This window comes from Bacillus sp. RAR_M1_44 (genome assembly GCF_020165935.1).
Taxonomy (GTDB): Bacteria; Bacillota; Bacilli; order Bacillales; family Bacillaceae; genus Bacillus; species Bacillus altitudinis.
This window is the reverse complement of record NZ_JAIUKX010000002.1, coordinates 60,545-73,007: the sequence shown is the minus strand read 5'-3', so window position 1 is coordinate 73,007 and position 12,463 is coordinate 60,545. Positions and strand designations below refer to the sequence as shown.

The window sequence follows — 12,463 nt, the reverse complement described above, 5'->3', positions numbered from 1 at the left end:
ATTAAATATACAATTGAATTAATTTTTATACATGTTATAATGTTAAATAATTTCACAAAGATCAAGAGGGTGTATTGACGTTGAAAATAGGTATTATAGGTGCTACAGGGTACGGTGGTGCGGAATTAGTTCGTATCTTTAAGCAGCATCCACATGTGGAGGGATGTATATTGTATTCATCAAGTGGTGATGGGCAATTATACAGTCAATCTTATCCGCATCTGACAACGATTACTGACCAAACATTAAAAGCCATTGATCCGGCTGCCATTGTGCAAGAAACAGATGCTGTGTTTTTAGCGACACCAGCAGGCGTTTCAAGTGAACTCACACCGAAGCTCATGAATCAAGGGGTGCCAGTTATTGATTTATCAGGTGACTTGCGCATTCAAGATGGAACTGTTTATGAAGCGTGGTATAAACGAAGGGCAGCGGATGAAGCATCGGTTCAACAAGCTGTATACGGATTATCTGAATTGAATCGTGAAACCATTAAGCAAGCGGAAGTCATTGCAAACCCAGGCTGCTTTCCTACTGCAGTTCTTCTAGGTTTAGCACCGCTGATGAAACAGAATCTCATCGATGAATCTATGATCATTATAGATGCAAAAACCGGGGTGTCCGGTGCAGGACGATCAGCCTCACTTGGAACACATTTTTCAGAGCTGAACGATAACTTTAAAATTTATAAGGTGAATGAACATCAGCACACACCTGAAATAGAACAAGTACTTAGAGAATGGAACCCGAAAACGGCGAACATCACATTTTCAACACACCTTGTCCCGATGACAAGAGGGATTATGGCGACGATGTATACACAATTGAAATCAGATGTCACAAAAGAAGAATTAATGAAACGGATGAAGGACTTTTATGAAGATTCCTATTTTGTAAGAGTGAGAGATCACGGGATATATCCGCAAACAAAAGAAGTATACGGCAGTAACTTCTGTGATATTGGCTTTCATTTAGATGAGCGAACAGGGAGACTGACGATTGTATCTGTCATAGATAATCTCATGAAAGGTGCAGCCGGCCAAGCGGTTCAAAACTTCAACATCATCAAAGGCTTACATGAAGAGGCGGGCCTCACAATGACACCTCTCTATCCATAAGAACAGGGGAGACAACAAACATGATCGAATTGAATGAAAAAAGTATTGTCAAAATTGACGGGGACGTATCATCACCAAAAGGTTTTGAAGCAAAGGGGATTCATATAGGATTACGCTATTCAAAAAAAGACCTTGGCTTGATCATCAGTGAAGTACCAGCAGCGAGTGCAGCGGTATACACTCAAAGTCACTTTCAAGCTGCTCCTTTACAAGTGACACAAAAAAGCTTAAAAAAGACGGGCAAACTAAAAGGTGTCATTGTCAATAGTGCGATCGCCAACGCATGCACAGGTGAGCAGGGATTAAAAGATGCATACGACATGCAGGCAGCCTGTGCAGACATGTTAGGCACAGAGCCTGATTACATTGCCGTTTCTTCTACTGGTGTCATTGGAGAGTGTCTGGATATGGATAAAATCAAAACAGGCATCGCTCAGCTAAAAGAAGCAAAAGCAGGAAATGGCCACTTTGAAGAAGCGATCTTAACAACAGATACAGTCATTAAAAATACGACATACTCCTTGACGATAGACGGGAAAGAGATTCTCATTTCTGGTGCAGCAAAAGGCTCTGGTATGATTCATCCGAACATGGCCACAATGCTCGGGTTTGTCACAACCGATGCAAATGTCGAACAAGAAGCTTTGCAAAATGCTCTTCGTGACATTACAGATGTGACGTTTAATCAAATTACCGTCGATGGAGAAACATCAACTAACGATATGGTGCTTGTGATGGCAAATGGAATGGCAGAAAACCAGGCACTGAATGAAGAACATCCAGAATGGCCATTGTTTAAAGAAGGATTAAAACTAGCCTGTGAAGATCTAGCAAAAGAGATTGCAAGAGACGGAGAAGGCGCAACCAAATTAATCGAAGCGAAAGTTGTTGGTGCTAAAAACAACTTAGAAGCTGGTATTATTGCAAAAAAAATCGTAGGTTCAAGTCTTGTGAAAACAGCCGTATACGGCACGGACGCCAACTGGGGCCGGATTGTCGGAGCAATCGGTCATAGCGCAGCTTCTGTCACGCCAGAAGAGGTTGAAGTTTACTTAGGCGGGCAATGTCTGTTTAAACATAATGAACCTCAGTCTTTCTCAGAAGAGGAAGCAAAAGCGTATCTAGAGCAGGATGAGATTACGATTTTCATTCAAATGAATGAAGGAAATGGTGAAGCGGCAGCATGGGGCTGTGACCTTACCTATGATTATGTGAAAATTAACGCGAGCTATCGCACATAATGAAGGAGATAGACATGGATAAAACGATCGTGTTCAAGTGTGGAGGCAGTGTCATTCGAGAACTTTCCGATACCTTTTATGAAAATGTCCGCTCACTTCAAGCTGCTGGATTTAAACTGGCTATCGTACATGGCGGAGGTCCTGAAATCACGAGCATGCTGCAAAAATTAGAAGTGAAAACGGAATTTGTAGATGGACAGCGCAAAACAACAAAGCCGGTGTTAGAGGTAGCCGAAATGGTCCTTTCAGGAACGGTGAATAAATACTTTGTTTCAGAGCTGGCAAAGCATGATATATCATCTGTCGGTGTATCTGGTAAAGATGGACAGATGCTTGTCGCCGATTTTCTCGATCAAGATGTATATGGGTACGTTGGCGAAATCAAAGAAGTCAATCCAGAGATGGCAGAAGCACTAATGGAGAAACAATTCATTCCCGTCATTGCGCCGCTATCTATGACCGAAGAATGCCAAACGTTAAATGTAAATGCTGATCTTGCAGCATCAGCAGTCGCAGGAGCTATGAAAGCTGATAAGCTCATGTTTGTCACAGATGTGGAAGGAATTTTAAAAAATGGTGAGCTGTTAGACGTTGTCACCGAACAAGAAGCGCTCAAGCTCATCGATGAAGGTATTATTTCCGGGGGAATGATTCCAAAAGTGCAATCTGCGCTCAGTGCTTTATCTGGAGATGTGGATGAAGTCATGATTGTGAATGGAAAAGGTAGTATTTTTACAGGAGATACCTTTAAAGGAACTCGAATTGTAAAACAAAAGGAGGCGGTCCTGTGAGTCATCTCTTTCAAACGTACGGACGGTGGAATGTTGAAATTAAAGAGGCAGAAGGTTCTTGGGCAGTTGATACAACTGGGAAAAAATATTTAGACTTTATACAAGGCATTGCGGTCACGAATTTAGGTCACAACCATCCAAAGGTCAATCAAGCCATCAAGAAGCAGCTTGACGAGGTCTGGCACGTATCAAATTTATTTGAAAATGGACTGCAAGAAAAAGCAGCGGAAAAGCTGGCAGCCAACAGTTCAGGAGATCTCGTATTTTTCTGCAACAGCGGGGCTGAAGCGAATGAAGGGGCTATCAAATTGGCCCGAAAAGCAACAGGTAAAACAAATATTGTGACGTTTTTGCACTCTTTCCATGGGCGCACGTATGCTGGTATGGCTGCCACAGGTCAAGATAAAATCAAAACTGGTTTTGGACCGATGCTGGAAGGCTTTCATTATGTACCGTTTAATGACCCTGAAGCGATCACAGCGTGTGAAATCGATGATGTCGCAGCCGTCATGTTGGAAGTGGTGCAAGGTGAAGGTGGAGTGAATCCAGCTACAGCTGAGTTTCTAGAAGCCGTTCAAACGTTTTGCAAAAAACATCAAGCACTGCTGATTGTAGATGAAATCCAAACGGGTATTGGGCGAACAGGGACAGCATTTGCCTATGAGCAATCGGGACTTGATCCTGATATTATTTCAGCCGCAAAAGGTTTAGGAAATGGATTTCCAGTCGGTGCAGTGATAGGGAAAAAAGCTTTAGGGGATGCCTTTTCTCCAGGCTCTCATGGCACAACATTTGGTGGCAACATGCTCGCTATGTCAGCTGTGAACGCAACCCTTGATGTAATATTCAAAGAAGACTTTCTTTCAGAAGTGAAAGAAAAGGGTGCGTACCTCTTAAAGAGACTGCAAGAAGTCAAACAGCTGAACATCGTGAAAGAAGTAAGGGGCAAAGGATTAATGGCAGGAATTGAGTGTCATCAGCCAGTAGGTGATTACATCACAGCCCTTCGAGAGCAAGGTTTGCTGGTGCTTCCAGCTGGTCCGAATGTCATTCGTTTATTACCTCCACTGAATGTCAAAAAAGTTGAATTGGATCAAGCAATAGAAGCGGTCATTCAAGTGTTAGCAAATGAAGCAGTAACGGTCTAAATTTTTTTACACTAGAACGCATAAACATGCATTTATATTATTAATTATTCAATATGGGGTGACACAAGCATGAAAGGTTATTTAAATTTAGAAGATGGAGCCTCTTTTGAAGGAGATCTGACAGGAGAAGCTGGCATGACAGGTGAAGTGGTCTTTTTTACAGGGATGACAGGTTATCAAGAGGTGCTCACAGATCCTTCTTATAAAGGACAAATCATTGTCTTCACATATCCGCTCATCGGAAATTACGGCATCAATCATGAAGACTTTGAGAGCAAAAAACCACAAGTAAAAGCGGTCGTTGTCTATGAGGCAGCTGACCATTTTTCTCATCACCTTGCAGCCGTAAGCTTAAAAGATTATTTACAGAAGTGGAACATTCCGCTTCTTACACATACAGATACTCGCGCAGTCGTGCAGAACATTCGAGCCAATGGAACGATGAATGCAGTGCTTAGTTTAGACGAAAATGAAACGCCACCTGCAATGAAGCAAGACAATGTGGTTGAGCAGGTCACAGAAGATGAAGTATACACACAAGGCAGCGGCGAGGATCATGTAGCGCTCATTGATTTTGGCTTTAAAAAATCAATTGCGGACTCACTCGAAGCGCGCGGCTGTAAAGTCACAGTGATTCCGTACAAACAAATGGAAAAGGTATTTGATATCAAGCCAGATGCGATCCTTTTGTCAAATGGACCTGGAGATCCAAAAACAATGAAGCCATATTTAAAAACCATTCATGACATCATGATGACCTTCCCGACACTAGGCATTTGCTTAGGTCATCAATTAATTGCTCTTGCGCTTGGCGGGGATACGTATAAGCTTCCTTTTGGCCACCGCGGAGCGAATCATCCGGTACAAGATACAGAATCAAAACGTGTCTTTATGACAAGCCAAAATCATAGCTATGTGGTCAATGAAAAAAGCATGAATGACAAAGAAGTGGACGTCAAATTCCTCCACGTGAATGACGGATCTGTTGAAGGATTCATTCATAAAGAGAAGCTGATAATGTCCGTTCAATTTCATCCAGAAGCACATCCAGGCCCTGCAGAAAGTGAATGGGTATTCGATGATTTTATTGAGAAAGTGAAACAAGCAAGGAGAGAAGTCGCACATGCCTAAAGATCAAAGCATACAAACCATTCTAGTCATCGGGTCCGGTCCAATCATCATTGGTCAGGCAGCAGAATTTGATTACTCAGGGACACAAGGTTGTATGGCCTTAAAAGAAGAAGGCTACAACGTCATTTTAGTGAATAACAACCCAGCAACCATTATGACAGACGAGTCATTTGCTGATGAAATTTATTTTGAACCGCTTTCAGTTGATTCAGTGACAAGAATCATTGAAAAAGAGAAACCAGATGGTCTTTTAGCCAATCTTGGCGGACAGACGGCTTTAAACCTTGCTGTCGAGCTGGAAAAAGCCGGTGTGCTGAAAAAGCATGGGGTAAAACTGCTCGGAACGTCAGTTGAAACAATTGAAAACGGTGAAGATCGTGAGAAATTCCGTGCTCTCATGAAGCATTTGAATGAACCTGTACCAGAAAGTGAAATTGTGGATAATGCGAAAGACGCCCTTCAATTTGCAAAAGAAGTGGGCTTTCCTGTCATTCTTCGACCAGCCTACACACTTGGTGGTAAAGGGGGAGGCATCGCTTTAACTGAAGAGGCTTTTAAACCGCTGATTGAAGGTGCTCTTCTAGCGAGTCCGATTCATCAGTGCTTAGTTGAAAAAAGCATTGCTGGCTTTAAAGAAGTCGAGTATGAGGTCATGAGAGATCGTCAAAATACGTGTATCACTGTATGTAACATGGAAAATATCGATCCAGTTGGTGTGCATACAGGTGACTCGATTGTCGTTGCACCGTCACAGACATTAACGGATCAGGATTATCAAATGCTCCGCTCAGCAAGCTTAAAAATTATTTCAGCGCTTGATGTCGTTGGCGGCTGTAATATCCAATTCGCTCTTGATCCACTCAGCAAAGAATATTTTGTCATTGAGGTCAACCCTCGGGTCAGCCGGTCTTCTGCTCTTGCATCGAAAGCAACAGGCTATCCGATTGCCAAAATGGCGGCAAAACTTGCGGTCGGTTATACACTAGATGAATTGAAAAATCCGCTTACAGGAACAACGTATGCTAGCTTTGAACCGGCACTCGATTATGTCGTGGTGAAATTCCCGCGCTGGCCGTTCGATAAATTTAAACAGGCAGACCGGAATTTAGGCACAAAAATGAAGGCGACTGGTGAAGTCATGGCGATTGACCGTAATTTAGAATCTGCCATTCAAAAAGCAGTCGCATCACTTGAAATCAAAACAAAGGGCTTTCACTTGCCTGAACTGAAAGAACATTCGACTGAACAATTATTTGAATTAATCAAAACACCGGACGATCGCCGTTTCTTCGCTGTCATGGAGCTGCTTTCCAGACAAGAAACCGTTGAAACGATTCATAAAACGACGAAGATTGATCTGTTTTTCTTACATGTCTTCAAGAATATGATCACACTCGAACAAGAATTGAAGAATCATCAGGGGACGCTATCCAAAAACACCTTAATAAAGGTGAAAGAAAAAGGTTTCCTTGATGAAACAATCGCTTCTCTGACGGATCGCAGTGAACAAGATATCAGACAGCTTCGCCAAGAGTATGGCATTGCCGCTTCATTTAAAATTGTCGATACATGTGCGGCTGAATTCGATGCAAAAACGAATTACTTCTATTCTACGTACTTTGGCAAAAGTGATGGAGAGCATCAAGAGAAAACAAAGCAGCGTGCACTCATCATTGGCTCCGGTCCGATTCGAATTGGGCAGGGAGTCGAGTTTGATTATAGTGCCGTTCACGGCGTTCTTACTCTACAAAAGCTTGGATTTGAAACCATCATGATGAACAACAATCCAGAAACGGTTAGTACCGATTATGAGATTGCAGATCGTTTATACTTTGAGCCGATCACGTTAGAACATATTTTAAACGTAGTTGAAGCGGAGCAAATTGATTTTGTCATCGTTCAATTTGGCGGGCAGACAGCAATCAATGTGGCGGAAGGTTTAGAAAAAGCCGGCGTTACCTTGTTAGGCACGTCCTTTGACACACTAGATGCATTAGAAGATCGCGATTTATTCTATCAGCTTCTTGATGAACTGAATCTTCCTCATGCAAAAGGAGATACAGCTCATTCAAAAGAAGAAGCACTGGGGCATGCTACAAGCATCGGGTACCCTGTTCTTATTCGTCCATCATATGTCATTGGTGGAATGGGCATGATCGTTGTTCATACAGAAGCTCAATTGGCAGAACTACTTGATCAGCCAGATCATTTACCTTATCCGATCTTAATTGATGAGTATGTCACTGGAAAAGAAGTGGAAGTGGATCTTATTTCAGACGGACAAACGACATTCATTCCAACAATCGTTGAGCATATTGAAAAAGCGGGCGTACACTCAGGTGACAGCTTTGCCATCTTGCCAAGTGTCTCTATTAGTGAAGACATCAAAGAGCAGGTGTATAACGCTTCTGAACAAATCGCAAAGAAATTAGCTTTTAAAGGCATTATGAATATTCAATTTGTGATAAAAGGGAACCAGGCGCTCGTATTAGAGGTGAATCCTCGGGCAAGCCGGACTGTTCCAGTTGTAAGTAAAGTCATGGGTGTTGACATGATCCCAATGGCGACTCAGCTGTTAGCTGGTGCAACGCTTGAAGAATTGAAACCGGCAACGAAGAATAAGGGGGGCACAGCTGTTAAATTCCCAGTCTTCTCCTCACATGCCATTCAAGATATCGATTTAAAGCTGACACCTGAAATGAAAGCGACGGGTGAAGGAATGTGTGTTGGAAAGAACGTCGAAAGCGCGTTGAAAAAAGTGTTTGCACCGATCTGGAAACAAAAAGGAAGCCTCTTTATACAAGGCAGTGAATTATTCGTAGATGAAGCAAAACGAGCAGGCTTTGACGTCTGGACTGGCAGCTTTGAATCGTGGCTGCAACAAGACGATAAATCGCTTCACATTCATTTAGGTAATGATGAAGAGGCAAAAGAACAGCGTGTAAAAGCACTCACACATGGTGTTCAAGTTCTAACCGAATATGAAACAGCGCAAGCGTTCCTGCAAGGAAAAGATGGAGATGTATCACCAGTATCTCTCCACGAATTATATAAAAAGGAAGTGACGGCATGAGCCAAGTCGACGTGCAACCGGCATTATACGGAAAAGACTTTTTATCGTTAAAAGACTTTTCGATCAATGACATTGCGTACTTAATTGAAAAAGCAGAAGAAATGAAACAACATCCATATCAAGATTTATTCAAAGGAAAAACATTAGCGATGATCTTTGAAAAATCTTCAACTAGAACCCGTGTCTCGTTTGAAGCGGGCATGACGCAGCTAGGCGGACATGCGCTCTTCCTCAGCTCAAATGATCTGCAAATTGGCAGAGGAGAAACGATTGGTGATACAGCGCAGGTGCTGTCTGGGTATGTAGATGGCATTATGATTCGAACCTTTGAACATGAGAAGGTAGAAGAACTTGCAAAATACGCCTCTATTCCAGTGATCAACGGACTAACGGACTACTCTCATCCATGTCAGGCACTGGCTGATTTACTGACGATTAAAGAAGCAAAAGGCACACTAAAAGGTGTGAAAGTGGCGTACATCGGTGATGGGAATAATGTGGCTCATTCCTTAATGGTTGGCTGCGCGCAGTTAGGCTGTGACATTGCCGTTGCATCACCAAAAGGCTATGAACCTCTTCAAGAAGTGACAGAGACTGCCCAGGCGTTTGCAAAACAATCAGGCGCAGAAGTCATCGTCACAACAGATCCAGTAGCTGCTGTTCAGGATGCAGATGTCATTTATTCAGACGTATTTACAAGCATGGGACAGGAAGCTGAAACAGAGAAACGTCTAGCTGAATTTAAAGAATATCAAGTCAATGAGGAACTCATGCAACATGCAGCAGCAGATTATATCTTCCTTCATTGTCTGCCGGCACACCGCGGAGAAGAAGTGACGGCTGATATCATTGATGGACCACACTCTAAAGTATTCCAGCAGGCAGAAAATCGCTTGCATGTGCAAAAAGCGTTAATCAAAGAGCTCATGTATCAACAACCTAAATAAATCACAAGTGTCCCTGTCTCGACTGAGCAGGGACTTTTTACATATTGGATTGGAGAGGCAATGGACGGGACATAATAACATCAATCGAGAAAGGAGGATGGAAATGGGTCAACAGCATCAGTTTAAATCTGGTAATAAGGCACCTAATAATGGTGTTTATATCGAAATCGGTGAGACCGGTAGTATGGTGAAAGATCCTTTAAAGATAAAGCTTAAAGCAGGAGACGTCTTTCCGGATAACTCGAACCATAACCGCGTTTGGACTTACCAAAGAAAGCCGTAAGCAATTGACTAAGAGTCCATATGAATAAGTCTTTAGAGGCATGTGTCATGCCTCTTTTTTCTTTATAATAAAAAACAATTAAGTTCCAATTTTCAAATAAATAGTATGAAAAAAAGAAAGATTAAGGTAAAATATGTAAAAATAGTATAAGGTTGAAAGGATTTGTGTGATGGAAAAGATGAATCTCAGTGAAAGTGTTTGGAATAAACGCTTCACCTCATTGTTCATATCAAGACTCATAAAAAATACAGGAGAAAGTTTTGCTTTTACATCCGTTCTTTGGTTATTGATTTTAAGAGGGGATGGAGCGCTCGGTACCGGACTTCTTCTAGCAGTGACAGTTCTTCCTTCATCATTGTTGGCCCCAATACTAGGACCTCTTATGAAAAGACATCATTTATCTAAATGGATGTTTGCTTCAGATGTCATTCGAGCAACCATTGTACTCATTATTCCACTACTGCATTTTTCGCACATATTGCCTCTATGGTTATTGATCTCATTAATGGTTATTCAATCGGCAACAGGTGCAGCATATAACCCGGCTTCTGTGGCCATCCTGCCGCAGATTGTTCCAAAGCATCTCATTCAAAAAGCAAATGCGATCCTGCAATCATCTTTTGAAATTGTCGCACTTGCTGCGGTGATGGTCGCTGGTCTTTTGGTCAAATTAATTGGACCTGCAGATACGCTCCTGATCACCACTGCTTTATTCATCATATCGGGCATGTTTATTATTGGCGTTAAACTGAAGAAGTCTGACGAAGAAAAAGCAGCAGGCATTAAACAAGCAAAGAATACATATCTGTATAACTTAAAAAGAGGCTTTCTAGTCGTTAAAAATCATCATATTTTATTTGCACTGACCCTTTATTGTATTTTAATGAATGTCGCCGCAGCTCCGTGGCAGGCATTATCCGCTGTATATGTAGCAGAAGCGCTGCAAAGTGATTCAATGGTGTATTCCATTTTAAGAGGTGTCGCCGCAGTCGGTGCGTTTATGATGGGCTTTGCACTGGCGAAGGTGAAAATCAAAAGGTTTGGCTTGTTCTTTATTGTCGCAGGCATGATTGAAGGAGCTGCATTCTTTATCACTGGAATGAGTACATGGCTTCCAGTCGTTCTTCTAGCTTCCTTTATTTTTGGTGCAGCCGTCAGTGCAATCAATGTCCCAGAGATGGTCATTATTCAAACGTCTGTTGACCAAGAAGATCAGCCGCAAGTATATGCCGTGATCAATGCGTCATCAAATGTCTTTCTCCCGCTTGCAGCCGTCATATCGGGCGTCCTGGCAGAACGCTTTGGAGCAGGACCTGTCATTGCGGGGGGTGGTGTGCTTGAAATTTTATCGGGCATCGCGATCTTCCTGTTCACAGGGCTAGCGAAAAGCCATTTGTCAGCAGACAAACAGAAGTCCGAAACGGTTGAGGTGTAACTCAAAAACCCCCTGTAATTGACGGCAGGGGGTTTTAGCGTGCCCTCTCAACTTCTGGTCATCATTCTGAAAAAAAGAAAAAGAGCTAACCTCAAATCATTAGCTCTTTTCCAGCAATATTAAGAATGTTCTGTTGAACTTTCTGTTTCTTTCATTGGACTTACTTCAGCAAAGATGAATAAAATAACCGTAAACACTATGGCAAGAATGGAAGTTAACGTAAAATCATAAGCAGCTCCATTCATAGATGCAACGATGTAACCAGCCATATGTGTCAGCAGAAAAGTCCAAATGAGGGTGATAATGTAATGCATTATTCCACCGTCCTTTATGTAACAATCTATTGACTATCATACCATAGATACGAGTTCAGAGAAAAGACTGTTTTCCGCCTTTATGTGACCATTTTGAGACCTTCTACTATAAAAATAAAAAGAATTCTTCTGTCTTTAGGGGATTTCCTTATTCCTACAAGAGTTGTTGTTCATATCATAGAAAGCAGAATCACTGAAAGGAGGCTGGCCATATGGGTGTAAGCGAACGTTTTTTCCAGCTTGGTTCCCAGTGGAACGTCATTCACCTTCCTCAAAAACCAAATGGCTTTGGCATTCTAATCCTCGGTGACCGAAATCACTTTGTGCAGGAAAATACATCATTCTGGCTTCAGCATTACGGAAGAAACCAGCTTTTAACTGCTTTAAAGGATGAAGGATATACATTGTTTAATAGTCATCTTCATGGGAATCACTGGGGATGTGAAGATGCTGTTTTTAGTGCGAAACAGCTTGTTCATCACACATTAAAACAAGAAATATTAAACCGGGAAATTCATGTGCTGGCAGAGGGAATGGGAGCACTTGTCGCCATGAGTCTTGCCGAAGAAATGCCAGAAGTGCTAAGGTCTATAGCCATGATGAATCCATGTTTACACCTGCAAGCACAAAGAGAAAGAGAAAAGGAACACAAATTTTTCTACAAACAGTTCATGAAAGAACTCGCACAGAGCTATGGGTGCTCTGCAAAGGAAGCGGAAACGTATCCACTTCCTTCTTGCCCCGTTCATTCAGCTCATGTACCGATTCATATATGGCAGAGACTAAACGGCGCACCGTATGCCTATGAACTACACGCAAAGCCTTTTATTGATCAGCATATGATGAATCCAGACCATTGTCAGATGGACCTTACCTTGCATATGTTTGATCATCCAAGAAGAATCTTTCAGTCCATTCACAAGTTTTATAAATCGCATGAAAGAGAATTGTAATGAATAGGATGATAACAGCCCTTCATGGA

Annotated in this window: 11 protein-coding genes; 10 read left to right on the top strand and 1 reads right to left on the bottom strand. The window is 42.1% G+C overall.

The genetic code is table 11. From position 1 onward, the window contains the following. Positions 1-80 precede the first annotated feature (80 nt). From argC to LCD34_RS13865, 9 genes are all read left to right on the top strand, one after another. Positions 81-1,118, top strand: a complete 1,038-nt coding sequence (gene argC / locus LCD34_RS13905) for an N-acetyl-gamma-glutamyl-phosphate reductase (protein WP_224559530.1) — start codon at positions 81-83, stop codon at positions 1,116-1,118. A 20-nt stretch (positions 1,119-1,138) separates the two neighbouring features. Then, a complete protein-coding gene (gene argJ / locus LCD34_RS13900) occupies positions 1,139-2,359 on the top strand; it encodes a bifunctional ornithine acetyltransferase/N-acetylglutamate synthase (protein ID WP_007499060.1) in 1,221 nt (406 codons plus the stop codon). A 14-nt stretch (positions 2,360-2,373) separates the two neighbouring features. Next, complete coding sequence (gene argB / locus LCD34_RS13895) at positions 2,374-3,150, top strand: acetylglutamate kinase (RefSeq protein ID WP_017360181.1); 777 nt, start codon at positions 2,374-2,376, stop codon at positions 3,148-3,150. After that, on the top strand, positions 3,147-4,298 hold the full coding sequence (locus LCD34_RS13890) for an acetylornithine transaminase (RefSeq protein ID WP_224559528.1): 1,152 nt from the start codon (positions 3,147-3,149) through the stop codon (positions 4,296-4,298). The genes argB and LCD34_RS13890 overlap by 4 nt, the downstream gene beginning before the upstream one ends. Positions 4,299-4,367: 69 nt before the next feature. Beyond that, positions 4,368-5,429: a carbamoyl phosphate synthase small subunit gene (locus LCD34_RS13885; protein WP_017367005.1), complete on the top strand. Its 1,062-nt coding sequence runs from the start codon at positions 4,368-4,370 to the stop codon at positions 5,427-5,429. Next, positions 5,422-8,502: a carbamoyl phosphate synthase large subunit gene (locus LCD34_RS13880; protein ID WP_050827144.1), complete on the top strand. Its 3,081-nt coding sequence runs from the start codon at positions 5,422-5,424 to the stop codon at positions 8,500-8,502. The genes LCD34_RS13885 and LCD34_RS13880 overlap by 8 nt, the downstream gene beginning before the upstream one ends. Continuing rightward, positions 8,499-9,449 carry an ornithine carbamoyltransferase gene (gene argF, locus LCD34_RS13875; protein WP_017360177.1) on the top strand — a complete coding sequence of 317 codons (951 nt, stop codon included), beginning with the start codon at positions 8,499-8,501 and terminating at the stop codon, positions 9,447-9,449. The genes LCD34_RS13880 and argF overlap by 4 nt, the downstream gene beginning before the upstream one ends. Before the next feature lie 103 nt (positions 9,450-9,552). Then, positions 9,553-9,732, top strand: a complete 180-nt coding sequence (locus LCD34_RS13870) for a YjzC family protein (protein WP_008348517.1) — start codon at positions 9,553-9,555, stop codon at positions 9,730-9,732. A gap of 169 nt (positions 9,733-9,901) precedes the next feature. Beyond that, positions 9,902-11,167 (top strand): MFS transporter, encoded by a 1,266-nt coding sequence (locus tag LCD34_RS13865; RefSeq protein WP_008348516.1) that lies wholly within the window; start codon positions 9,902-9,904, stop codon positions 11,165-11,167. 119 nt (positions 11,168-11,286) lie between these two features. Here LCD34_RS13865 and LCD34_RS13860 read toward each other — a convergent pair whose 3' ends face one another. After that, positions 11,287-11,481, bottom strand: coding sequence for a YjzD family protein (locus LCD34_RS13860; RefSeq protein ID WP_008348514.1), 195 nt, complete (start codon positions 11,479-11,481; stop codon positions 11,287-11,289). 212 nt (positions 11,482-11,693) lie between these two features. On the opposite strand from LCD34_RS13860, the gene LCD34_RS13855 reads away from it, so the two are divergent. Next, positions 11,694-12,434 (top strand): hypothetical protein, encoded by a 741-nt coding sequence (locus tag LCD34_RS13855; protein ID WP_007499048.1) that lies wholly within the window; start codon positions 11,694-11,696, stop codon positions 12,432-12,434. The last annotated feature ends 29 nt before the right edge of the window (positions 12,435-12,463 follow it).

What these genes read in the sequence shown, in the direction of transcription:
- argJ (WP_007499060.1), top strand. Translation starts at nt 1,139, where the DNA reads ATGATCGAATTGAATGAAAAAAGTATTGTCAAAATTGACGGGGACGTA.
- argB (WP_017360181.1), top strand. Translation starts at nt 2,374, where the DNA reads ATGGATAAAACGATCGTGTTCAAGTGTGGAGGCAGTGTCATTCGAGAA.
- LCD34_RS13885 (WP_017367005.1), top strand. Translation starts at nt 4,368, where the DNA reads ATGAAAGGTTATTTAAATTTAGAAGATGGAGCCTCTTTTGAAGGAGAT.
- LCD34_RS13880 (WP_050827144.1), top strand. Translation starts at nt 5,422, where the DNA reads ATGCCTAAAGATCAAAGCATACAAACCATTCTAGTCATCGGGTCCGGT.
- argF (WP_017360177.1), top strand. Translation starts at nt 8,499, where the DNA reads ATGAGCCAAGTCGACGTGCAACCGGCATTATACGGAAAAGACTTTTTA.
- LCD34_RS13870 (WP_008348517.1), top strand. Translation starts at nt 9,553, where the DNA reads ATGGGTCAACAGCATCAGTTTAAATCTGGTAATAAGGCACCTAATAAT.
- LCD34_RS13865 (WP_008348516.1), top strand. Translation starts at nt 9,902, where the DNA reads ATGGAAAAGATGAATCTCAGTGAAAGTGTTTGGAATAAACGCTTCACC.
- LCD34_RS13860 (WP_008348514.1), bottom strand. Translation starts at nt 11,481, where the DNA reads ATGCATTACATTATCACCCTCATTTGGACTTTTCTGCTGACACATATG.
- LCD34_RS13855 (WP_007499048.1), top strand. Translation starts at nt 11,694, where the DNA reads ATGGGTGTAAGCGAACGTTTTTTCCAGCTTGGTTCCCAGTGGAACGTC.